General features: G+C 73.3%; 15 protein-coding genes. 3 read left to right on the top strand and 12 right to left on the bottom strand.

All coding sequences use genetic code 11. The annotated features are described in order from the left end of the window. Positions 1-40: 40 nt before the first annotated feature. Positions 41-1537: a DUF3237 family protein gene (locus ACN265_RS07820; protein WP_421406556.1), complete on the bottom strand. Its 1497-nt coding sequence runs from the start codon at positions 1535-1537 to the stop codon at positions 41-43. A 195-nt stretch (positions 1538-1732) separates the two neighbouring features. Here ACN265_RS07820 and ACN265_RS07815 point away from each other — a divergent pair, with 195 nt between their 5' ends. Continuing rightward, on the top strand, positions 1733-4237 hold the full coding sequence (locus ACN265_RS07815) for a hypothetical protein (RefSeq protein WP_421406555.1): 2505 nt from the start codon (positions 1733-1735) through the stop codon (positions 4235-4237). A 26-nt stretch (positions 4238-4263) separates the two neighbouring features. On the opposite strand, the gene ACN265_RS07810 is transcribed toward ACN265_RS07815, so the two are convergent. Both ACN265_RS07810 and ACN265_RS07805 read right to left on the bottom strand, forming a co-directional pair. Next, entirely contained in the window at positions 4264-4575 is a 312-nt protein-coding gene (locus ACN265_RS07810) for a hypothetical protein (protein WP_421406554.1), read from the bottom strand. Then, entirely contained in the window at positions 4572-4763 is a 192-nt protein-coding gene (locus tag ACN265_RS07805) for a hypothetical protein (RefSeq protein WP_421406553.1), read from the bottom strand. The genes ACN265_RS07810 and ACN265_RS07805 overlap by 4 nt, the downstream gene beginning before the upstream one ends. A gap of 79 nt (positions 4764-4842) precedes the next feature. On the opposite strand from ACN265_RS07805, the gene ACN265_RS07800 reads away from it, so the two are divergent. After that, a complete protein-coding gene (locus tag ACN265_RS07800) occupies positions 4843-5058 on the top strand; it encodes a helix-turn-helix transcriptional regulator (protein ID WP_421406552.1) in 216 nt (71 codons plus the stop codon). Positions 5059-5414: 356 nt separating this feature from the next. Here ACN265_RS07800 and ACN265_RS07795 read toward each other — a convergent pair whose 3' ends face one another. The 7 genes from ACN265_RS07795 to ACN265_RS07765 form a co-directional block, all read right to left on the bottom strand. Then, on the bottom strand, positions 5415-5750 hold the full coding sequence (locus ACN265_RS07795) for a DUF6204 family protein (protein ID WP_357931257.1): 336 nt from the start codon (positions 5748-5750) through the stop codon (positions 5415-5417). A gap of 150 nt (positions 5751-5900) precedes the next feature. After that, positions 5901-6335, bottom strand: a complete 435-nt coding sequence (locus ACN265_RS07790; protein WP_421406551.1) for a hypothetical protein — start codon at positions 6333-6335, stop codon at positions 5901-5903. Between the two features lie 38 nt (positions 6336-6373). After that, positions 6374-7519, bottom strand: coding sequence for a substrate-binding domain-containing protein (locus ACN265_RS07785; protein WP_420116524.1), 1146 nt, complete (start codon positions 7517-7519; stop codon positions 6374-6376). Between the two features lie 379 nt (positions 7520-7898). After that, a complete protein-coding gene (locus ACN265_RS07780; protein ID WP_421406550.1) occupies positions 7899-8681 on the bottom strand; it encodes a hypothetical protein in 783 nt (260 codons plus the stop codon). Then, positions 8682-11315 (bottom strand): FtsK/SpoIIIE domain-containing protein, encoded by a 2634-nt coding sequence (locus ACN265_RS07775; RefSeq protein ID WP_421406549.1) that lies wholly within the window; start codon positions 11313-11315, stop codon positions 8682-8684. A gap of 81 nt (positions 11316-11396) precedes the next feature. Beyond that, a complete protein-coding gene (locus tag ACN265_RS07770) occupies positions 11397-14078 on the bottom strand; it encodes a hypothetical protein (protein ID WP_421406548.1) in 2682 nt (893 codons plus the stop codon). 107 nt (positions 14079-14185) lie between these two features. Continuing rightward, a complete protein-coding gene (locus ACN265_RS07765) occupies positions 14186-14983 on the bottom strand; it encodes an SGNH/GDSL hydrolase family protein (RefSeq protein WP_420119774.1) in 798 nt (265 codons plus the stop codon). A gap of 216 nt (positions 14984-15199) precedes the next feature. Between ACN265_RS07765 and ACN265_RS07760 the strand changes: the two genes are divergently transcribed. Continuing rightward, entirely contained in the window at positions 15200-16738 is a 1539-nt protein-coding gene (locus ACN265_RS07760) for a M1 family metallopeptidase (RefSeq protein WP_421406547.1), read from the top strand. A 549-nt stretch (positions 16739-17287) separates the two neighbouring features. Here the strand turns inward: ACN265_RS07760 and ACN265_RS07755 are convergent. Together ACN265_RS07755 and gltB are read right to left on the bottom strand one after the other, a co-directional pair. Beyond that, positions 17288-18796, bottom strand: a complete 1509-nt coding sequence (locus ACN265_RS07755) for a glutamate synthase subunit beta (RefSeq protein ID WP_421406545.1) — start codon at positions 18794-18796, stop codon at positions 17288-17290. Beyond that, positions 18789-23444, bottom strand: a complete 4656-nt coding sequence (gene gltB / locus ACN265_RS07750) for a glutamate synthase large subunit (RefSeq protein WP_421406544.1) — start codon at positions 23442-23444, stop codon at positions 18789-18791. Before gltB ends, ACN265_RS07755 begins: the two co-directional genes overlap by 8 nt. Between the last annotated feature and the right edge of the window lie 17 nt (positions 23445-23461).

Genomic DNA, 23461 nt, shown 5'->3' with positions numbered 1-23461 from the left:
GGCCGGGTGCCGGGGTGGAGGGCGGGCCCCCTCCCCCACGTCATCGGCGTTCGTAGAAGGTGATGCTCACGCCGCCCGGGGCGGAACCCGGGTCGGAACTGAGCCAGGTGTTGGCGTTGAGGAAGGCGTACGGGCCGGCGGCGCGGGCCTCGAACGTCGGCACCAGCCGACCGAACGCCCCGCAGTTGCGGACCAGGATCAGCTCCCGGTCGTTGGTGGACAGCACGTACCGGGCGTCGAGCGTGCTGGTCGCGCCGATGAGCTGGTAGTCAGCCCCGCCGGGCAGGACGGTCCCGGTCACCCGGCCGGTCACGGTGCCGCCGGTGATGGGGATGATGTTGCGGGTGCCGCGCTTGCTGGCCCCGACCGAGACACTGGCCCCGAGCGTGACGGTCTCGGTGAACACCGCCGCGCCCCGGGTGCCGCTGCCGGTCAGGCAGTCCCACGACTGGTTGGCCGTCCCGGCAGGGTCCCGTAGCTGCACGCGCGGGTCGGCCGAGGACACCCCGGAGACGTCGTACACGGCCAGGTTCAGGGTGTTCGTCGCGGTGTCGACGGTCCGGGTGCCGACGTAGGTGCCGGTGTTCAACCAGGCGTACGCGCTGGAGTTCGGGGCCTCGAAGTCGGGCACGATCCGCACGGTGGAGTCGCCGGCCGGCGCGACCCCGCAGGTGCGCAGGTAGATCGGGGTGCCGTCGCCGGTGCGCAGGATGGCGACCTGTTCCAGCTCGGTCGCGCCGGTGCCGAGGGTGAGTTCGAGGTCGAGGCCGCCGGTGAGGATGCTGCCGTTGATCCGGTCGCCGGTGACCGTGCCGCCCCGGATGTCGAGGATGCGGCGGTGGCCGTACTGGGTGACGCCGACGTCGCGGATCGCGCCGAGTTGGGCGGTCGCCCGGAACACCAGCCGGCCACGGGTCGGGGGCACGAGGCCGGTGGACCGGCCGCAGGTCCAGGACGGGTCGGGCACGATGGTCGCCTCCGCGCCGCTCGGGGTGGTGCTCGGGGTGGGTGGTGGTGGGGTGGTCGGTGCCGGGGTGGTCGGCGGCGGGGTGGTCGGGGTGGGTGGCGGCGTGGTCGGGGGCGGGGTGCCCGGGGTGGGCGTGGTCGGTGTCGTGGGCGTGGTGCTGCCGGTGCAGGGGGTGCCGTTGAGCGCGAAGTCGGTAGGTGCCGGGTTGCTGACGTTGTTCCACGAGCCGTTGAACCCGAACGACGTGCTCGCCCCGGTGCCGAGCGCCGCGTTCCAGGTGGTGTTGCCGACGGTGACCCGGCCGCCGTTCTGGCTGGCGGTGCCGTTCCAGTACTGGGTGACCTGCTGGCCGGCGGTGAACGACCAGGTGAGCTGCCAGCCGTTGATCGGGTCACCGAGGTTGGTGATCGCGACGTTGGCCCCGAAGCCGCCGCTCCACTGGCTGGAGACGGTGTAGGTCACCCGGCAGCCGGTGGCGGCGGAGGCCGCCGTCGCGACCCCGACGACGCTGACCAGGGTGGCGGCGGCGAGCGCTCCCGCGAACAGGGGCCGCCGGTGTACGAGCCTCATCTGGTCCTCCCGGAGCGGCAGCGCCACGCCTTGCACGCACGGTTATGTTTCATCGAGTGTCCCGATCGGACAAACTTCTGTCAATCGATGCTTCTCGATAGCATGCCGTCGACTCCCGGCCGAGCGACGCGTCCGCCCCGACATCCGTGAAGATCGTTTCGTGTCCTGTTGGTGACCCTCGGTAGGGTGTCGCGCATGAATCGGGGTGCCTGGCGGCGGCATGCGTGGTGGGCGGGCATCCCGAGCGTGGTCGCCGGGTTCGGCGCCTGGGCGGCGGTCGCCGACGACAAGACCGGCTGGACGGTCGTCTCCGCTGCCGCCGCCGGGGTGGTCGGGGGCTTCGGGCCGACGGTGGCCGACCGACTGGCGGCGAAGCGGGAGGCCCGGCGGCGACAGGAGGACGCGCTACACGGGGTGACGTCGGCCGAGCTGCCGGCGTCGGTGGCCTGGCTGCTGCACCCCGGACAGGCGGTGGTCGACTTCATCGGTCGCGGCTGGGTGCTGCGCCAACTGGAATCCTGGGCGACCGACCCCGACGCGGTGACGGTACGCCTGCTGACCGGCGCGGGCGGGGTGGGCAAGACCCGGTTGGCCCGGGAGTTCGCCGGCCGGCTGCCCGGTTGGCGGTGCGAGTGGATCCACGCCGGGGCGGAGGAGCAGACGGCCGCCCTGATCACCTCGGGCGGCGTACCGTCGCGGTTGCTGGTGGTGGTCGACTACGCCGAGACGCGGGACCGGGCCGGCGTGGCGGCGTTGGTCTGCGCGGCGCAGCGGGCCGCCGGGGTGCGGGTGCTGCTCATCGCCCGGGGTGCCGGGCTGTGGTGGGAGACGCTGTCGGCGGCGTACCCGCAGCAGGCGCAACTGCTCGACGCGCTGACCGGCCGGTCGCAGGTGGTGGAGCTGCCGGCCCGGATCGAGGAGAGCGAACCCGACGAGATCGTCGCCCTCGCGGCCCGGGACTTCGCCGCCCACCTGGGGCTGCCGGTGCCGGCGGTCGAGGCGCGGGACCGCCCGGCCGACACGCCGGTGCTGCGCCTGCACGCCGAGGCGCTGCTGACCGTCCTGGACGGCAAGCCCCGGCACGGCCGGTACGACGTGCTGACCGAGGTGCTGGGGCACGAGGCCCGCTACTGGCGGTCGGCGGCCCGCCGGGCGGGCCTGCTGGCCGCCGACGACCCGGCGTCGGACGCGCTGCTGCGGCAGGTCGCCGGGGTCGCCGCGCTGCTCGGCGCGGACGCCCCGGACGAGGTCGCCGGCCTGGTCCGGCGGGTGCCCGCGCTGGTGGCCGCCGAGCCGGAGCGGGTGGCCCGGTACGCGGCGTGGCTGGCCGACCTGTACCCCACCGCCGACGGCACCGGGCTCGGCGTGGTGCAGCCCGACCTGCTGGCGGAGGCACTGGCGGTGCGGGTGCTGCGGGACTACCCGGCGGCCGACCGGGCGCGGGTGTTCACCGGCCTGACGGTGGCGCAGGCGGTACGGGCGTTGACGGTGCTCGGCCGAGCACGCACCCACCAGACCGACGCGGTGGCGCTGATCGAGGTGGCGTTGGCGGTGGACGTGCCCCGGATGGTCGAGGCGGTGGTCCAGGTCGGGGTGCAGTTCCCGGGGGTGTTCACGCCGGGCGCGGTGCGGCTGCTGGCGGACGCGGACATCGAGCTGGAGTGGGCGCGACCGGTCGCCGCTCGCGTGCCGTATCCGTCGATCGAGTTGGGGCGATTGGCGCTGGCGCTGACGACCCGCATCGTCGCCGGCTTCGCCCCGGACACTCCGCCCCACGTTCGGGCGCTATGGATGGACGAGCACGCAATACGACTCGCCGAAATCGGGCGACGAAGCGAAGCACTGATCAACGGCCAGGAAGCCGTCAACCTCTACCAAGAACTCTCGACCACCAACCGCGACGCCTACCTTCCCAACCTCGCCGCATCCCTCAACAACCACGCGAACCGACTCGCTGAAGCCGGACAACACACCGAAGCCCTCACCACCAGCCACGAAGCCGTCAACCTCTACCAAGAACTCACCACCACCAACCGCGACACCCACCTCCCCGACCTCGCCATGACGCTCAACAACCACGCGAACCGACTCGCTGAAGCCGGACAACACACCGAAGCCCTCACCACCAGCCACGAAGCCGTCAACCTCTACCAAGAACTCACCACCACCAACCGCGACACCCACCTCCCCGACCTCGCCATGACGCTCAACAACCACGCAATCCGACTCGCTGAAGCCGGACAACACACCGAAGCCCTCACCACCAGCCACGAAGCCGTCAACCTCTACCAAGAACTCACCACCACCAACCGCGACACCCACCTCCCCGGCCTCGCCATGACGCTCTACAACCACGCGGGCCGACTCACCGAAGCCGGACAACACACCGAAGCCCTCACCACCAGCCACGAAGCCGTCAACCTCTACCAAGAACTCACCACCACCAACCGCGACGCTCATCTGCCCAAACTCGCGATGTCACTGTGGAACGTCGGATACGTCGGGCTCATGGTCGGCAGCGTGACCGAAGAGGTCATTGCTTTGACCGCCGAAGGTGTCCGCTATTTCGACGAACTCACGGCGGCGGATCCGGCAGCGTTCGAGAAACGCCGTCAAGCAGCCCGACGCACCCTGGACGAGTTGCACCGTGCGGCTGGCGGAACCGAGGTGAACGAATCTCTCCCCGACGCGGAGGGATGATCGCCTCGGTCATCGGCTCCGAGTCACTACGGGCGGGGCGGTCGGGTCGACGGGGCGCGCCGGGAGGTGGCGGCACGGGAGGCGGGGACGGGCCGGCGGGTCGGAGTGGCTTGCGGGGCGGGCTCGGGCGGCAGGAGTTCGCCGGGCTGGACGTAGATCGACCGGCGGGCCACCGCGTCGCCCCTGGCGTCGATCTGGTAGCCGTCGAGCCAGGCCCACCCGTCGTAAGTGATCCACTCGGTGCGGACCCGGATCAGGCGGAACAGGATCGGCCTGACGAACTGCGGGCTCGCCTTCCGCGTCACCTGGACCAGCACCCCGGCCCGTAGCTCGATCATCGCGGCTCGTCCTGGCTCGGCCAGTGGAGCTGGTTGACCGGGATGCGGTGCCGGTGGCGGCAGGGCAGTTCGCTGCCGCACCGGCAGACGAACCGCCACCGCCGCCACGACCACGCCGGCCGGTGCCGCCGCGCCAACGTCATCGCCGTGGCGAGCAGATACTCGTGGTAGGACACTCGTCGTGACATACCGACACGGTCCCCGGTGGAGGTTTGGTCAGTTGGCAATAGCCGATCGGAAAGTCAGCGAGTAACTACGCTCGGCGACATGAGTCGCGACCCGGTGCTGCTGATGGGTCCGTACGAGATCGCCCAGCGGATGGGTGTCTCGCGGCAGCGGTTCCAGCAGCTCACCCGGCATCCCACCTTCCCGCGCCCCCACCAGGAGCTGCGCGGCATGAAGGTGTGGCTGGCCGTGGACGTCGAAGAGTGGATCACGAAGCACCGGCCCCCGCGCCCCACCGAGGACGACACCCCGGAGTAACCGGCCGCCCCGCTGGAGCGCTGCGAAGCCCCGAACCGGTCCACAGACCTGCGTACCACGAGCGCGGCGGCGTCGCGGGCGAGGACGTCACGACGACACGTGCTGACCGTGCCCAGCGAGGCCGTAGCGCGAATCATGAATGTAGAGAGTTTGCCTCGGCCGACGCGTGAGATGCGCACCCATGCCACACCCGGCGGTCGGCATTCTGCTCGTGAGTCAGCTTCGCCGGCACCCGCATCGATAGAAAGGCCATGTTCGTGGAGATCTGTTGCGCCCAGGACGACAACAACTCTCCCCGAAGAAGGGTGGATTGGATCAGCGCCAAGGCCAACGCTTGCCGGTGACGGGAGCGCCCCTTACGGGCGTGCCCGGCGGCGGATCTTGATGTCGTCGAGGTCGGTCGCCACCGACCGGAGGTCACGGTGGTCGGCACCGAGTTCGGCGACGGCGGCTGCGGCCATCGCTTCCGCCCGACCGATCACGACCGCTTCCCCGTCGTCCTCTGTGGCCGGGATCAGGCAGCGGAAGGTGAACGCGAGCAGGGACCGCTCGTAGGTCACCGTGCCCTCTTCGGTGAACTTCGCTCCGAACACCTCGTGCTCATCCGCCCTGGCGAGCAGCGCTGCCCGCTGCACGTCGCCGAGTGGCGCGAACCTACCGCGCACGATGACCTGATAGGTCTTTTCGGCCATGGTGGGGACCTCCGGCTCCTGCTGAGCACGACGACTTCGGAAGGGCGGCGAGCTGGTACTGGAAGACGGCAGGTGACGGCTACCGCGCACCGGCCGGCCGCCAGGGTGCGTTGGTGACCGTACCCGGAGGGCCACCGCCACGCTCGCCCCTCAGCCGGCGGTGACGACCGATTCGGCGACGGCACGTGCGGCGTCCGCGCCGAACCGCTCCACATCCACCAGTACGTCGACCGCCAGACCCGGCCCCACCAGCCAGAACGCCTCACCGCCACCGACGAATCCGCTCCCCTGAGCGTGGTCGAACCCGGTCAGCGGCCAGTCGGCGGGATCGCGTTCGTGGTATTCGGCCAGGTAGTCGCGCAGCTCCGCCAGGTTGGCCAGCCGGTCCCCGCGTAGCACGTGCACCCGCAGGTCGACCTGGTAGCCGGTCTCGACCGCCCGTTCCCAGACCCGGCTTGCGAAGGTGACGTCCTCCCACTCGGACGCGAAATCCGACACCATGTCGCCCGTCGCGGCCGGCACCCACCCGACGTGGAACCCGTCCAGCTCGCCACCGTCGCGCCCACCCGGCACGGTCATCCCCATCACAGCATCTCCTCCACCCTGTCCGGTCGGTACGCCGCTCAGGACGCGTCGCTCTGCCTGGCACCCCTCGGGCCGGACACCGCCGTGGAGGCGTCGCCGAGCGGATAGATCATCGTCGGGATGTACGTCCTGACGTCAAGTGGCTCGTGTTCCCGGAGCCTGAGCAGGTTGCTCACCGCTACCTCGGCCACCCGGCCGGACTCCTGGACGACGGTCGACCGGAACCGGGTGCCGCCCGCGTCGATCGTCGCGATCGCCTCACGGGTGCCGTCCACCCCGACGATGACCGGATCCCCGACGCTTTCGCCAGCGGCGGCCCGCTTCTGCACCGCGTCCACGGCACCGAGAGCCATCTCGTCGTTGGTGCAGAACACGACGTCCACGGCGGTGCCTCTGCGGTGGGCCTCCTGCAACGTCTGGCCGACTATCCCGGCGGCCCGCCCGCGATCGAACCGGCCCTGGCCGTTGATGGTGATCTCGGCGGTCGCCACCTCTGCCCGGAGCCGGGCGGCGAAGGCGTCCTGTCGGCCGGAGTGCTCGTTGCTGCCGACCACCAGCACGTTCGGGGACGGCACACCCCGGTCCTTCAGAATCCGGGCCACCGACTCGGCCGACCGGGTGCCGATCTCGGCATCCTCGCACCCGACGAAGGCGGCGTTCGGCGGGAAGTCGCGCACGTGCTCGAACGGCGACGAGTCGATGAACACGATCGGGATGCGCAGGCTCCGGCAGAACCGTTCGAACTCGATCCGGTTGGCCGCGCTGTCGGCGGCCATGACGAAGCCACCGAGGAAGGCCCGGGAGTTCCGCTTGAGTTCAGCGAGCTGCTGTAGCTGGCCGTGCCCGCCGTAGTCGTACGGCGGGATCTTGAGGACGAGGTCGATACCGTGCCGGTCCAGCGACCGGACCAGGTTCTCCACCAACTCGGCGACCCAGTGTTTCTGCACGAATGCCGAAACCAGGAGGAACACCTGTCGCCGGCCGGCGTGATGGCGGTAGCGGGTGACGGCGAACGCGGTCCCCGCGGCCGCGACGACCGCCGGCAGCACCAGCCAGGCCGACCTGGCCCACGCGGTGGCCGCCCACGACGCGTACGCCTTCCCCGCGATGGCGAGGATCAGCCCACTGACCAGCGATATCGACAACTCCCGGAGGAGCTTCTCGCGCCGACCGCCATCAATCACGCTGACACCCCATCGACACCACCCGGATCGGACGGTCACTGGCAACACCGCGTGGTGCGCCGTCCACGATAGAGGGTGCGGCAAAGGGGTCGGGCGACGACGGCGCGGTCCGGGGCGCCAGCGGCCCCCGGGTGGTCGGGGCCGCCGGCGCGGTGTCGGACCGGGTCAGCCGGGCAACCGGCGCAGACATACGTCGATCACGCCGTTGGTATCCCCTGCTTGGGTGCGCCCGGCTCCGCTCACGACGCGGCCCGGACGCAGCCACCCCGCGTCCGCCTCATGTGGGCCGACGTAGCGGCATTGGAACGGGCCGGACCCCGCATCATCGGCCCACATGAGTCGATCATGCGAACGGGTCGATCATGCGGGTCGATCACGGTCAGCGGACGAGGCGGAACAGGACCAGGGTGACGCAGTACGCGAGGGGCACCAGCAGGGCGCAGATGAAGAAGCCGAGCGGGGCGTAGCGGGGCGGGTCGGTGGTGGCCAGGGCCGGCCGCCCCCACCGGCCGAGGACCAGCCAACCGGCCACGAAGGAGATCAGCGGCAGCCCGGCGCAGGTCAGCGCGCCCAGTGTGACGCCGTCGACCACGCCGATGCCGTTGGCGACCACCAGCACCAGCATGATCAGCGCCCCGACGGCGGCGCAGCCGGCGTAGACGGCGACCGCGCGGGCGGTCGGCGACCAGGTGGGCAGCAGAGCGGGCCGCTGGGCCAGGGCCTCGGCCTGCTGGCCCAGCCGGTCGACCTCGTCGACCAGCCGCCCGGTCTCCGCCAGCACCACCGCCGGATCGCCGTCCACCCCGGACCCGCCGGGACCCGTGACCGACCCCGGCGCGGCTCCCGGCCCGGGACCCGTGACCGACCCCGGCAAGGCCCCCGGCCCGGGACCCGTGACCGACCCCGGCAAGGCCCCCGGGCCGGGAGCCAGCTCGGGCACGGCGGGCGGGCCGAGGGCCGGGTCGGCCACGGCAGGTAGGCCGGCGGCTGCGGCGAGCTGGGCGAGACGCTGTTCCTGGGCGGCCAGCCGCTGACCGAGCTGGGTCACCCCGGCGTGCAGGGTACGGCGGCGTTCCGCCTCGGCGACGGCACCCCGCTCCCCCTCCCTGATCCGGGCGGAGAGCTGCCGGACCGCCGCCGCGTACTCGTCGTAGCCGGCCACTCAGTGCTCCTCGTCGGGGTGGTACCCGGGGCGGACGAACGGCACGATCAGCGCGGTGCGCGGGACGTGCCGGTCGACGAGCAGGGCCCGGTTGGGGCGGGGGGTCCACACCAGGTCGGTCACCCCGAGGTGCAGCCCGAGATCGTCGGCGGGCACGTTCAGCGCCACCAGGCAGGCCACGTCGTCGCGGTTCTGGCTGCCGCCGAGGTCGTCGGCGAGCCGGCGCAGGCCCCGCCACCAGCCGAGCAGGTGCACCCCGTGCCCCGGCCCCGCCCGCAGCAGCGCCCGCAGGTCGTCGTGGCCGGTGCGGTAGGTGTCGGGGTCGGCGGCGGCCAGCACCGCGTGGGCCGCGTCCACCCCGAAGACCACCAGGTACGTCCGGCCGCGCTCCCCGGGGTCGGCGGCCAGCCCGGCGATGCGGGCCCGCAGCCCGGCCGCGTCGACCTGGGTCACCGGGTGCCCGGCGGCCTTCAGCCCGGCGGCCGTGTCGTCGGCCAGTTCGTCGGCGGTGGCCACCAGCGCGGCCAGCACGAACTCGGCCTCCCCGGGCCGGTGCTGCCCGGCCAGGCTCAGCGCGGCGGCCCGCAGCACGTGCGCGCCGGTGGTCGAGGTGCCCACCACGGCCAGGTGCCGGCCCGGGGAGGCGTCCAGGTCGAACCGCGCGGTGCTGCCGACCACGTCGACCGTCCGGCCCACCAGCACCGCCGGGCGGCGGGTGGCGGCAGGGGACGGCTCGTCCTCCAGATGGGCGGTGGCGTACCCCCGGAAGACCTCGGGCGGGCCGGTGTCGTCGGGGCGGGCGTCCCACAGCTCGTAGCGCAGCCGGGCGAGCTGGCGGGTGTCGGCGTGCGCGTCGGGGAACCGCAGCAGGATGTCCGCGCCGGCGGCCCCGGCGGCGGTGTTGACCAGCGCCGTGCCGATCCGGGTCGGGCCGGCGACGGTCGCCCGGGGGCCGAGCACCGCCTCACCGCCGGGCAGCGCCACCCGCAACGCGAACTGCCCGAACAACGACTCGGCCCGGCCGTACAGGGCTTCCACGCCGCTGGTGCTCTGGCTGGCCAGCACCAGGTGCACACCGTACGAGCGGCCCTTGCGGGCCAACTCCTCCAGCAGGTCGACGGCCTCCCGGGCCAGCCGGTCGTTGCCGGCGAACAGCACGTGGAACTCGTCGATCACGGCGACCGTGCGGGGCACCGGTTCGGTGTCCGGCAGGTCGGCGAGTTTGCTCACCCCGTGCCGCTTGAACAGCCCGGCCCGCCGGCCCAGCTCCCGGCGCAGTTCACGGAGCACGGCCAGGCCGTACTCCCGGTCGGACTCGACGCCGACGGCCCGCGCGTGCGGCAGGAACGACGGGTCCCGATCGGTGGGGACGAACTCGGTGAAGCTCACCCCCTCCTTGAAGTCGAGCAGCCACAGGTGCAGCTCGGCCGGGGAGTAGCGGGCCGCCAGGCCGTAGAGCACGTCGAGCAGGAAGACCGTCTTGCCCGCGCCGGTGCGGCCACCGACCAGCCAGTGCGGCGTCGCGTCGTCGAAGGCAAGACTGACCGGGGTACGCCCGCAGCGGCCGACCACCGTCGACAGACCGCCCCGGGCGGAGCCGGTCCAGCGTCGCTCGGGCAGCAGGTCGGCCAGGTGCAGGGCGGTGTCCCGGCGCACCTGCGCGCCCAGCCGGTCGGCCAGCGCCTGGACGGCCCCGACGGGCGGGTCACCGTCGAGCAGCACCGGCACGGGCAGGCCGGTGCCGTCGGCGCTGAACGGGTACCCCGGCGGGTCGCCGACCCGGGCGTACCGTTCGTCGAGACGTACCTCGGTGGTGCCGCCCAGCACGGGTGGGGCCTGGCCGGGCGTGGTCACCGCGCGCCCGGCGAACAGTACGCACACCCCGGCGGACGGCCCGGCGTGGGTGAGCGCGGCGAGCCGGGCCAGTTCGCGCGGGCCGGGCGCGGAGGCGGCCACCACCAGCAGCAGTTCGGCCTCCCCCGCGCGGGCGTGCGCCTCGGCGGCGTCCAGCAGCGCGCCGATCTCGGCCTCGGTGGTGGCGACCCCACCGAGCACCCCGGCGTCGCGCAGCGGACGCAGCGGGATGAAGGTGGCCCCCCAGGCGGCCGGGTCGATGCCGACCACCCGCACGCTGCCCGGGGCGGCCGTGGTGAGCAGCCGCAGCACCAGCACCCGCAGCAGCACCGCCACCCGGGGATCGCGGGCGTCGCCGTCGACCGCCAGGTGCCGGCCGGCGCCCAGCGGCAGCAGCAGCGGAAACCGGCCGTCCGCCGTGGACGCCTCGCCGATGCGCACCGCCGCCGGTTCGTCGCCGGAGGGCGTCGCCCGGTGACCACGGGCCGGGCCGCCCGGCGACACGACGACGTGCCCCGGCGGCGGGCCACCGGGTGCCCCGGCGGTGGGGCCGGGGGGCGGGCCGGCGGGGGCGGTCGGGTCGGTCCGGTCGGTGCTGCCGGGCGGCGGCGCGGCCAGCGCGTCGGCCAGCCGGGCCAGCCGGGCGACCAGGTCGGCGGTGCGCTCCGGGACGGGCTGCCCGGCCAGCCGGTCCAGCAGGGCACGGGCCACCGACCACCGCTGCCGGGCCTGCCGGTGCGCGGCGACCGCCTGCCCGTACGCCGATGCGAGCCTGCCCACCCACTGCTCCCCACCCACGTGCGGACGAATCGAGGGAACCCTAGCGCCCCGGCGGGTCGGGACGCACGACCCGCCCACGGGTCAGGCGGGTCGGCAGCCCGGGTCCGGTCCGCTGTCGGCCGCCCCACAGTGGAACACCTCGACCGGCTCGGCGGCCACGTCCGGCACCCGGGCCACTCGCAGCAACGCCAGTCGCTTGGCGACCGGCTCGCCCGAGTCGGGGGCGTACCGGATCACCCCGGCGACCCCCGGGTAGCCGGCGGCGGCGTTCTGCCGCAGCACCTCGGCGTGCACGCCGACCGGGTTGACCGAGCGGGGCTCCCAGCGCCGGCCGGTGTCGGCGTGGCGCAGCCGGGCGGCGAGGCTCTCCAGCGCCCGCACCATCATCATCGCCGCGTCGTAGGCGAGGCTGACCCGCTCACCGACGGGCGCGCCGGCACCGTCGCGGCAGCGCGGCGGGTCGAGCAGGTCGTCGGCGCCGACCCAGGTCAGGAAGCTGCCCCGGACGTCGTCCCGGGCGGCCTGAGCGGCCCGTAGCGCGGCGCAGGTGGCCAGCGCAGCCTTCGACACGTACGTCACCGGCAGGTTGCCCGGGGCGCTGGCCCGCAGCCCCGGGTTGGCCATGTAGCGGTTGACCGAGTCGTCGGCGACGAGGTGCCGGGGCGGATCGTTGCCGCACTCCTTCAACGCCCGCAGGAACCCGTCGAACTCCGACCAGCGCCCGGCGAACACCAGCACCCCCCGGTAGCCGCACTCGGCGGTCAACCGACGCCCGGTACTCCACTCGTCGAGCCGGGTGAGCCGGCTGCCGAACCGCTGGCGCAGCCCGTCGACCAGCGTGCCGACGTAGAGATCCTCGGTGAGCGAGCTGCCCTCGCCGGTGGTGAAGTAGGCGTGCGCCTCGGTCACCCGCAGCACCTGGCGGGCGTACGTCTCGATCATCGCGGCCTGCGCCGAGTTCGGCGCGGAGATCTGCAGGTAGAGGCTGGAGTTCCCGTCCATCCGGTCGGCCGACAGGGTGGGGGCGAGCACCGGCAGGCCGACCCGGTTGAGTTCCCGCAACGCCGCGGCGGTGCTGGTGCGGCTCTCCACCAGCCCGACCACCCCGAGCACGGTCGGGTCGTCGTGGGCCAACCGTTCCAGCATGGCCACCGCCGGCCCGGCGTGGCGCATCTGCCGGCCCCCGTTGGCGACCACCACGTGCAGCAGGGCCGCCCCGTCGGCCGCCGCGGACTCCTTGAGCAGGGCGTACTGGGCGGTGGCCAGGCCCTCCAGTTCCTCGCGTTCGGAGACATAGGACTCCTCGTCGATCCGGGTCCGGTTGCCGGTGAGGGTGCCCAGGTAGACCAGGGTGAGGTAGGGCCGGCGCTGGTCGCTGCGCCGCCACACCTCCTCGGCGGCCCGGTTCTGCGCGAAGATCCGCCGCTGCACCGCGCGCAGCCGTTCCTGGCCGGGTTCGCTGTTGAACACCTGCGCGGCGGTGTCGCTGTAGCCGACGCACTCCCCGGCGAGCACCTGCACCCGCACCTGACCGGTCGGCGTCGGATGGCAGTCCAGTGTCCACCGGCTGTCCGCCCACACGAGCATCCCGGCCAGCAGGACCACCGCCACCGCCGCCGGCAGGAACCGCCGTGCCCACCACGGCGGGTCCGGGGCGACCAGCGCGGGCGGGACGACCCCCGGTGGCGGGGTGGCGTCCTCGTCGTCGGGGCGCAGCGCCACCAGCCAGGCGGCGGAGCGGCGCAGCCGCCGGGTCTCGGGCAACGCCTCGGCCCACTCGTCGTAGGCGTCGTCCGCCTCGCGCAGCGGTCGGGTGCCGGGCAGTTCCGGCGGCGGCGCGGTGGCCAGGGCCACCACCAGCAGCGGGTCGTTGCGGCCGGTCTCGTTGCGCACGTCGGTGAGCAGCCGGACCAGGGTGTGCCCGACGCCGTCGACCTCCACGCCGTCGAGCAGCAGCACCGGGTACGCGGTGCGCCGCCAGTCCCCGGGCCGCCACACCCGTCGCCGGTACGCCTGCCGCAGGTCCTCCAGGAACGCGTGCAGCAGCAGCTTGTCCACCTGGGCGGGTTGTTCGCCGTCGCGCCAGCCGGCGGTGAGCCGTTCGGCGAACCCGAGGAAGGTCACCGACTGGCGGGGGGCCAGGTACTGCTGCCGCATGAACCACCGGTAGTGGCCGCCGACACCGGGCACCCGGCCGGAGACGGCGATCCGGAACACCGCGCTGGGCACCGCCCGGCGCAGCAGCCAGAGCAGCACCTGCAGCGCCGTGCCGACCCCCGACTCCCCACTGACCTGCGGCTCCTCGACGGGACGGCGGCCCCGCCAGTCGCGCAGCCGGCGGACCAGGGTGGCCCGTCCGCTGTCGGCGGCGTCGACGCCCACGTCGAGGGTCTGCTGCATCAGCCAGTCGGCCAGCGGGTGGTGGCGGAACCGCAGCCGGGCCGTCCCGAACGCCTCCAGCGACAACTGCCGGTGCAGTTCCCGCAGCACCGCCGGGACGTCGACGAGGTCGGGGCGGGCGGCCAGGTCGAGCACGGCGTGCGGGACCCGACGCCCCGCGCCCCGCCCGACGAAGCGGCGCAACAGGGCCGCCGGGTCGCCACCGGTGGCGGCCCGGACCAGCCAGAGCACCGGCAGCCGTCGGTCGCCCCGACGCGGGCGGCGCAGCAGCCGGGTGAGCAGGGCGAGCAGTTCGGTGCCGCCGACCGGGGGGCCGTCCACGGTGGGTGGCCGGGGCAGCGGCGGGGTCACCGGTTCACGCATACGGGCACCTCCGCCGCCGACAGGGAACCAGGAAGGGCTCCCATTGTCGACGACGGAGGCAACCGAGGGTGTCCGGTGGGCTGCTGCCGGTCACCCGGCCGGGCCGGTCAGCGCAGCGCGGCGGTCAGCGTCGGCAGGTAGCCGTACCGGTAGCCGTCGGCGTTCGGGTGGTACGCCTCGATGACGCCGCTGACGTCGCGGATCCACGGGGTGGCGGCGCAGACGCCGTGCCCGGTGAAGAACGGGCGGGCGTCGGCGAAGGTGGCCCCGGCCGCGGCGGCCCGGGCGGCGGTGACCGTGGCGAGCACGTCGGCGGCCTCGTTGAGGATGGTCCGCTTGTAGCTGCTCATCGCCAGCACCCCGCAGGAGCCGGTCTCGAACAGCCGGGGGTAGCCGAGCACCACCAGCCGGGCGTTCGGGGCCCGGTCACGGATCGCGGCGTAGGTGGCGTCGAGCCGGCCGGGCAGCGTCGCGGTGGCGAAGCTCTTGGCCTTGTCCACGGCGGCGGTGCAGGTCGCCGTGCTGCCGAACCGGCAGCTGGTGATGACGTCGGCGAAGCCGGCGTCGTTGCCGCCGATGGTGATGGTGACCAGGGTGGTGGTGGCGCTCAGCGAGCCGACCTGCTTGTTGATCACGTCGGCGGTGACCGCGCCGCCGCAGGCGGGGAAGGCGAAACTGGTCACCGCGTTGGCGGCGGCCCACAGCGGGGCGTACGACTTCTGGCTGCGCAGGCAGGTGGACAGGTCGTACGGCCCGGCGCCGACACCGGAGGAGTACGAGTCGCCCAACGCGACGTAGTGGACGGTGGCGGCCTGGGCGGCGGTCGGGACGAGCAGGACACCGGTGACGGTGGCGAGGACGGCGGCCAGGGCGGTGACGGCCCGGGCCAGAGCGCGGCGCGGCAGGGCGCGGTGGGGCATGACGGATCCTCCAGGGGCAGCAACGGGGGAAGCCTCTGGACCGCGCGCGTGGCCAGGGGGGTGAGGCGTTGTTACTAGTCGGTAATGCTAGCGAAACATCGACAGGATGAGAACAGTCGATCCCCACCATCCGGGGCGCACGTTTCCACCGTCGTCGATTAGGTTGTCGGTGCGAACACCCCGATGGAGGGAGTCCACCCCGTGCGACGTGTTTTCACGGCGGCCATCGCCGCCCTGACCGTCACCACCGCCGGCACCCTGGTGACCGGTGCCCCCGGCCAGGCCGACGCCCGACCGGGCAAGAGCCGGTCGGTCGCGGTCTCGGCCGCCCCGAAACCCGGCAGCCCCGGCCTCGGCGACCCCTACTTCCCCGACTACGGCAACGGCGGCTACGACGTCGAGCACTACGACGTCCGGCTGCGCTACGAGCCGGCCACCGACCGGCTCAGCGGCACCACCACCATCCTGGCCACCGCCACCCAGGACCTCTCCCGGTTCAACCTCGACTTCCTGCTCGACGTGGAGTCGGTGCGGGTCAACGGGTGGACCGCCCGGTTCGACCGGGAGGGCGACCACGAGCTGGTGGTGACCGCGCCGCGCGGCCTCACCACCGGTCAGGCGATGACCGTCGTGGTCACCTACGCCGGTGTGCCGTCGGAGACCCTGGTGAACGGTTACTCCGGGTGGACCCGCACCGTCGACGGCGCGCTCGCCGTCAACGAGCCCGAGTCGGCCTGGTGGTGGTTCCCCTCCAACGACCACCCGCTGGACAAGGCCACCTGGGACATCTCGGTGTCGGTGCCCGACGGCGTCGAGGTGATCAGCAACGGCGTGCAGCCCCGACCCCCGCTGGCCGAGGCCGGCAACCGGATGCGGTGGGGTTGGCGCAGCACCAAGCCCGGCGCCACCTACCTGGCGTTCCTGGCGATCGGCCAGTACGACATCGTCACCGACACCGCCCCGAACGGGCAGCCGGTGATCAACGCCTACAGCACCACCCTGGGCGACCGGAAGCCGGCCGCCCGGGCCAGCATCGAACGCACCGCCGAGATCGTCGACTGGGCCAGCGGCATCTTCGGGCCGTACCCGTTCGAGGCGCAGGGGGGCGTGGCCGCGCCGCTCGACAGTCTCGGCTTCGCCCTGGAGACGCAGACCCGCCCGGTGTACGGGCCCGGCTTCTGGCGACGCGGCAGCAACCCGTACGTGGTGGTGCACGAGAACGCCCACCAGTGGTTCGGCGACTCGGTCTCGGTGGCGAACTGGAGCAACATCTGGCTGAACGAGGGCTTCGCCTCGTACGCCGAGTGGCTCTGGTCGGAGGCGCAGGGTGAGGGCACCGCGCAGGAACTGTTCGACTTCACCTACGCCGACTACCCGGCCGACGACCCGTTCTGGCAGGTGCTGCCCGGCAACCCGGGTGCCGGCGCGGTGTTCGACGGCGCGGTCTACGACCGGGGCGCGATGGCGCTGCACCAGCTCCGGCTGGCCGTCGGCGACGACGCGTTCTTCCGCATCCTGCCCGCCTGGACCGCCGCCCACCGGTACGGCAACGGCACCATCGCCGATTTCCAGGCCCTCGCCGAGCAGATCTCCGGCCTCGACCTGGACCCGGTCTTCACCACCTGGCTGTTCACCCCCGGCCGGCCGGCTCCGGCCGCCGCCACCCGCACCACGACCGCCCCGGCCCAGCCGAAGTCGTGGACCCAGATCCGGGCGGCGCACCAGTTGCTGGCGCGCTGACCGACCCCGGTTCGGGCTGCCCGCCCCCGGCACCGGCGCGGGCAGCCCGGACCGGCCCAGACCGCGCAGGCCGGCCAGACCCGTGACCCCGGCCCCGGGCTGGTTCCGGTTTGACTCCGATTTGACTCCGACTCGGCCCGCAACCAGCCCGGCCCGGCAGTCGATGCCGCTCGGGGGCTGCGTCGAGGCCGGCCGGAAACGGTGGTCCCGGAGAGCAGTATTCCGGAGAGTCATAAACATGCCTGTCAGGCATAACGCGCTCCGTGGGGACATGTGCCCCGCGGAGGGCAGGCTCCGACAGCCCCATGGCACAACACGGCAGAGCCCGGACAGGTCGTGCCGCAGAAGCGGCCGCGGGCCGGCTGGGCACGGAGGGCGAAACGGCGGCGGGCTCGCCGGGCCGGGTCGTCAGCCGACCTGGTTTCCAGGTCGGCTGACGACCACCGATCAGCCTGCCCGACACCGTCTGCCGGCAGGCCCGACAGACCAGCAGGCCGGACGAACCAGCCAGTGGGAAGGGTCCGGGCCTGGCGAAGGGCAGCGGGCGGGTCAGCGGGCGGCGAGGGGCTGGCGGGCCGGGTCGACCGGGGCCGGCAGGTCACCCACCCCACCCAGGTAGGAGTGGATCGCCGCGGCGGCGGCCCGGCCCTCGGCGATCGCCCAGACGATGAGCGACGCGCCCCGGTGCATGTCACCGGCAACGAAGACGCCGTCGGCGTCGGTCTGCCAGTCGGGGCGGGCGTCGACCGCGCCCCGGGCGTTGCGGGTCACCCCGAACTGGGCCAGCAGCGGCTGCTCCTCGGTGCCCTCGAAGCCGATGGCCAGCAGCACCAGGTCGGCCGGCAACTCCCGCTCGGAGCCGGGCAGCGCGGTGACGATCCGTCGACCGTCGCGCCGCTCCACGGTCACCTCGGCGATCCGGACGCCCTTGACCTGGCCGGCACCGTCGTCCACGAACTCCTGCACCGCCACCGCGAAGACCCGCTCACCGCCCTCCTCGTGCGCCGGGTAGTTGCGCAGCACCCACGGCCAGGTCGGCCACGGGTCCCGCTCGGCGTCGCGGCCGTGCGGCGGCTCGGGGTAGAGGTCGAGCTGGTGGACACCGGCCGCGCCCTGCCGGTGGGCCACGCCCAGGCAGTCGGCGGCAGTGTCGCCACCACCGATGATCACCACGTGCTTGCCGGCCGCGTCGATCGGCGTGCCGTCGGGCAGCACCGCCGGGGCGGGCCGGCCCTCCCCGGCCGCCGCCACCACCCGGTTCGCCGCGACCAGGTGGGTCATCGCCTGGTGCACGCCGCGCAGCGGCCGACCGGGCGTCTCCGGGGTGTCCCGCCCCTGCAGCGCGCCACACGCCAACAGCACCGCGTCGTGCCGGGCCCGCAGCTCCTCGGCGGTCACGTCGACACCGACGTTCACCCCGGTGCGGAACTGCACGCCCTCGGCGGCGAGCTGGGCCAGCCGCCTGTCGATGTGCTGCTTCTCCAGCTTGAAGTCGGGGATGCCGTAGCGGAGCAGACCACCGATCGCGTCGTCCCGCTCGTACACGGTGACGGCGTGACCGGCGCGGGCGAGTTGCTGGGCGGCGGCGAGCCCGGCGGGCCCGGAGCCGACCACGGCGACCGACCGCCCGGTCGACGCCGGCACCGGGCGGGGGTTCAGCCCGCCCCGGGCCACCGCCGCGTCGGCGATCTCCACCTCGACCTGCTTGATGGTGACCGGCTGCTGGCCGCCCAGGCCCAGCACGCAGGCCGCCTCGCACGGAGCCGGGCAGAGCCGGCCGGTGAACTCGGGGAAGTTGTTGGTGGCGTGCAGCGACTCGACCGCGGCGTCCCAACTGCCGGTGCGGACCAGGTCGTTCCAGTCCGGGATGCGGTTGCCCAACGGACAGCCGTCGTGGCAGAACGGGATGCCGCAGTCCATGCACCGGGTGGCCTGCTCGCGGATCAGCTCCTCCCCGGCGGGCGGATAGACCTCCCGCCAGTCGGTGATCCGCACCGCCACCGGTCGACGGGCCGGCAGCCGCCGCTCGTAGCGCAGGAAACCGTTCGGGTCAGGCACGAGCCACCTCCTGGGCGACCACCCGCGGGACGGGCGGCACCGACGCGGTCAGCGCAGACATGACCGCGTCGTCGACGTCGCGGCCGGCGGCTTCGGCGGCCTTCATGATCTCCATCACCCGGCGGTAGTCCCTCGGGACCACGGCCGTGAACTCCTGTACCGCATCCGGCCAGCGCTTGAGCAGCTCCGCGCCGATCGCCGAGTCGGTCTCGGCGACGTGCCGCTGCACCAGGTCGTGCAGCAGCTCCCGCTCGGCGTCACGCAGCGGGGACAGGTCGACCAGCTCCGTGTTGACCCGCCCGGTGTCGAGCCGGTGCACGTACGCCGTACCGCCGGACATGCCGGCGGCGAAGTTGCGACCGGTCTCGCCGAGCACCACCACCGTGCCACCGGTCATGTACTCGCAGCCGTGGTCGCCGACGCCCTCGACGACGGTCACCGCGCCGGAGTTGCGGACCGCGAACCGCTCCCCCACCCGGCCGCGCAGGAACAGCTCGCCGCCGGTGGCCCCGTACAGGATGGTGTTGCCGGCGATGATCTGGTCCTCGGCGCGCTGCCCGGTGGCGGCCTCGGGGTCGACGAACGGCGCGGCGGCGTCCGGGCGGACCACGATCCGGCCGCCGGAGAGCCCCTTGCCGACGTAGTCGTTGGCGTCGCCGTGCAGCCGCAGGGTCACCCCGCGCGGCAGGAACGCGCCGAAGGACTGCCCGGCGGTGCCGCGCAGCACGAACTCGACGGTGTCGTCGGGCAGGCCGGCGCCGCCGTGCCGGCGGGTCACCTCGCCGCCGAGCATCGCGCCGACGCTGCGGTGCTCGTTGCGCACCGCCACCTCCACCCGGACCGGGCTGCCGTCGCGCAGCGCCGGCTCGGCCAGCGCGATCAGCTCGTTGTCCAGGGCCTGCTCCAGACCGTGGTCCTGGGCGCGGATGCCGCGCCGGGCAGCTCCCTCCGGCAGCTGGGGGGTGTGCAGCACGCGGGCCAGGTCGAGGCCGTGGCCCTTCCAGTGGTCGATCGCCGGTACGACGTCGAGCACCTCGGTCTGCCCGATCGCCTCTTCGATGCTGCGGAAGCCCAACTCGGCCAGGTAGCCGCGGACCTCCTCGGCGAGGAAGAGGAAGAAGTTCTCCACGAACTCCGGCCGGCCGGTGAAGCGCTCGCGCAGCACCGGGTTCTGGGTGGCGATGCCGACCGGGCAGGTGTCGAGGTGACAGACCCGCATCATCACGCAGCCCTCGACGATCAGCGGAGCGGTGGCGAAGCCGAACTCCTCCGCGCCGAGCAGCGCCGCGACCAGGACGTCCCGGCCGGTCTTGAGCTGCCCGTCGACCTGCACGGTGACCCGGTCGCGCAGCTTGTTGAGCAGCAGCGTCTGCTGCGCCTCGGCCAGGCCCAGCTCCCACGGGGTGCCGGCGTGCTTGAGCGAGTTGAGCGGGGACGCACCGGTGCCGCCGTCGTGCCCGGAGATCAGGATGACGTCGGCCTTGAGCTTGGCGACCCCGGCCGCGACGGTGCCCACACCGACCTCGCTGACCAGCTTGACGTGCACCCGGGCGGCCGGGTTGACGCACTTGAGGTCGTGCACGAGCTGGGCGAGGTCCTCGATGGAGTAGATGTCGTGGTGCGGCGGCGGGGAGATCAGGCCGACGCCGGGGGTGGCGTGCCGGGTGCGGGCGATCCACGGCCACACCTTGTTGCCGGGTAGCTGCCCACCCTCGCCGGGCTTCGCGCCCTGCGCCATCTTGATCTGGAGGTCGTCGGCGTTGACCAGGTATTCGCTGGTCACCCCGAAGCGTCCGCTGGCGATCTGCTTGACCGCCGAGCGGCGGGCCGGGTCGTGCAGCCGGTCGACGTCCTCGCCGCCCTCGCCGGTGTTGGACTTGCCGCCGAGGCGGTTCATCGCGATGGCCAGCGTCTCGTGCGCCTCCGCCGAGATCGACCCGTACGACATGGCGCCGGTGGCGAACCGCTTGACGATCTCGGTGGCCGGCTCGACCTCCTCGATCGGCACCGCCGGGCGCAGCCCGGTCCGCAGGGTGAACAGCCCGCGCAGGGAACCGGCCTGCGCGGCCAACTCGTCGACCTTGGCGGTGTACTGGCGGAACACGTCGTACTGCCGGCTGCGGGTGGCGTGCTGGAGCAGGAAGACCGTCTCCGGGTTGAACAGGTGCAGCTCACCCTCGCGCCGCCACTGGTACTCGCCGCCCACCTCCAGCCGGGTGGAGCCGACGGTGCCGGGCTTCGGCCAGGCCTGCGCGTGCCGGGCGGCGACCTCGGTGTGGATCCCGGCCAGCCCGATCCCGCCGATGGTGCTGGGGGTGCCCCGGAAGTAGCGGTCGACCAGCCGGGTGTCCAGGCCGACGGCCTCGAAGACCTGCGCGCCGCAGTACGACGACACCGTCGAGATGCCCATCTTGGACATGATCTTGAGGACGCCCTTGCCGAGCGCCTTGACGTAGTTGCGGACCGCCTTGCCCGGCTCCACCCCGACCAGCGCCCCGGTGGCGATCATGTCCTCCACCGACTCGAAGGCCAGGTAGGGGTTCACCGCCGCCGCGCCGTACCCGATGAGCACCGCCGCGTGGTGCACCTCGCGGCAGTCACCGGACTCCACGACCAGCGCGACCTGGGTCCGGGTCTGCTCCCGCACCAGGTGCTGGTGCACCGCCGCGGTCAGCAGCAGCGACGGAATCGGCGCCAGGTCGGCGTTGGAGTCCCGGTCGGACAGCACCAGGATGCGGACGCCGTCCTCGATCGCCTCGGAGACGTGCCGGCAGATCTCGGTCAGCCGGGCCTTGATGCCGGCCCCGCCGTCGCGGAGGCGGTAGAGGCCGGAGACCCGGACCGCCTTGAAGCCGGGCAGGTCGCCGTCCTCGTCGACGGAGAGGATCTTCGCCAGCTCGTCGTTGTCGATCACCGGGTAGGGCAGCACGATCTGCCGGCAGCTCGCCGCACCCGGGTCCAGCAGGTTGCCCTCCGGGCCGATGGTCGACGCCAGACTGGTCACCAGCTCCTCCCGGATCGCGTCCAGCGGCGGGTTGGTGACCTGGGCGAAAAGCTGGTGGAAGTAGTCGTAGAGCAGCCGGGGCCGGGTCGACAGCGGCGCGATCGGGGTGTCGGTGCCCATCGAGCCCAGTGGCTCCGCCCCGGTCCGGGCCATCGGGGCGAGCAGGATCTTCAGCTCCTCCTCGGTGTAGCCGAAGGTCTGCTGCCGGCGACGCACCGAGTCGTGGGTGTAGACCACGTGCTCCCGGGCGGGCAGGTCACCGAGATCGATCAGGCCGGCGTGCAGCCACTCGTCGTACGGCTGGGCGGCGGCCAGCTCGGTCTTGATCTCGTCGTCCGAGACGATCCGGCCGTTGACCGTGTCGACCAGGAACATCCGGCCCGGCTGGAGGCGGCCCTTGGCGACCACCGTGGCCGGGTCGAGGTCGAGCACGCCCGCCTCGCTGCCCAGCACCACCAGCCCGTCGGCGGTCCGCCACCAGCGGCCCGGCCGCAGGCCGTTGCGGTCCAGCACCGCCCCGACGATCTCGCCGTCGGTGAAGGCGACCGACGCCGGTCCGTCCCACGGCTCCATCAGGCTGGCGTGGAACCGGTAGAACGCGCGCTTGTCCGGGCGCATCGCCGGGTCGTTCTCCCAGGCCTCCGGGATCATCATCAGCACCGCGTGCGGCAGGCTCCGGCCGGCCAGGTGCAGCAGCTCCAGCACCTCGTCGAAGTTGGCCGAGTCGGAGGCGGCCGGGGTGCAGACCGGGAACACCCGGCGGATGTTGCCGGGCAGGTGCGGGCTGCGCAGCAGCGCCTCGCGGGCCTGCATCCAGTTCCGGTTGCCGCGGATCGTGTTGATCTCGCCGTTGTGCGCGATGAACCGGTACGGGTGGGCCAGCGGCCAGGACGGGAACGTGTTGGTGGAGAACCGGGAGTGCACCAGCGCGATCGCGCTGTCGACCCGCTCGTCGGTCAGCTCCGGGAAGTACTCCGGCAGCTGGTCGGGGGTGAGCATGCCCTTCCAGGTCATCGTCCGCGCCGACAGCGACGGGAAGTAGGCGGTCACCCCCCGCTCGGCGGTCTCCCGCTCGGCCTGCTTGCGCACGCAGAACGCCACCCGGTCCAGGTCGATGCCGGACAGCGGGGAGCCGGCCGGGCCGGCCGGGGTGTCGGTGAGCCGGTGCGCGGCCAGGAAGAGCTGCCGGATGCGGGGCATCGCCGCCAGCGCGGTCTCACCCAGCCCGCTCGGGTCGGTCGGCACGTCGCGCCAGCCGAGCACCTCGGCCCCCTCGACGAGGGCGTACTTCTCCACCACCTGACGGGCGCGGGCCTCACCGCCGTCGTCGTCGGGCAGGAAGACCAGGCCGGTGGCGTACTGGCCGGCCGGGGGCAGCGGGAAGTCCACCACCGCGCGCAGGAACGCGTCCGGCACCTGGATCATGATGCCCGCGCCGTCGCCGGTGTTCTGCTCGGCGCCCCGGGCGCCGCGATGGTCGAGCCGGCAGAGCGCGCCGAGGCCGTTCGCCACCACCGCGTGGGAGCGCCGCCCGTAGAGGTCGGCCACGAAGGCCACCCCGCACGCGTCGTGCTCGTGCGCCGGGTCGTACAGACCGGTCGCGGAAGGGACCGGCTGCGGGCTGTGCGGGTACGGAAGGGCCACCGGGTCTCCTGTCGTCA

It is taken from the genome of Micromonospora sp. WMMD730 (assembly GCF_049178955.1).
GTDB classification, from domain to species: domain Bacteria; phylum Actinomycetota; class Actinomycetes; order Mycobacteriales; family Micromonosporaceae; genus Micromonospora; species Micromonospora wenchangensis.
This window is presented reverse-complemented; position numbering and strand designations above follow the sequence as displayed.

Coding starts and splice junctions, on each gene's coding strand:
- ACN265_RS07820 (WP_421406556.1), bottom strand. CDS start 1,537: ATGAGGCTCGTACACCGGCGGCCCCTGTTCGCGGGAGCGCTCGCCGCC.
- ACN265_RS07815 (WP_421406555.1), top strand. CDS start 1,733: ATGAATCGGGGTGCCTGGCGGCGGCATGCGTGGTGGGCGGGCATCCCG.
- ACN265_RS07810 (WP_421406554.1), bottom strand. CDS start 4,575: ATGATCGAGCTACGGGCCGGGGTGCTGGTCCAGGTGACGCGGAAGGCG.
- ACN265_RS07805 (WP_421406553.1), bottom strand. CDS start 4,763: ATGTCACGACGAGTGTCCTACCACGAGTATCTGCTCGCCACGGCGATG.
- ACN265_RS07800 (WP_421406552.1), top strand. CDS start 4,843: ATGAGTCGCGACCCGGTGCTGCTGATGGGTCCGTACGAGATCGCCCAG.
- ACN265_RS07795 (WP_357931257.1), bottom strand. CDS start 5,750: ATGGCCGAAAAGACCTATCAGGTCATCGTGCGCGGTAGGTTCGCGCCA.
- ACN265_RS07790 (WP_421406551.1), bottom strand. CDS start 6,335: ATGGGGATGACCGTGCCGGGTGGGCGCGACGGTGGCGAGCTGGACGGG.
- ACN265_RS07770 (WP_421406548.1), bottom strand. CDS start 14,078: ATGCGTGAACCGGTGACCCCGCCGCTGCCCCGGCCACCCACCGTGGAC.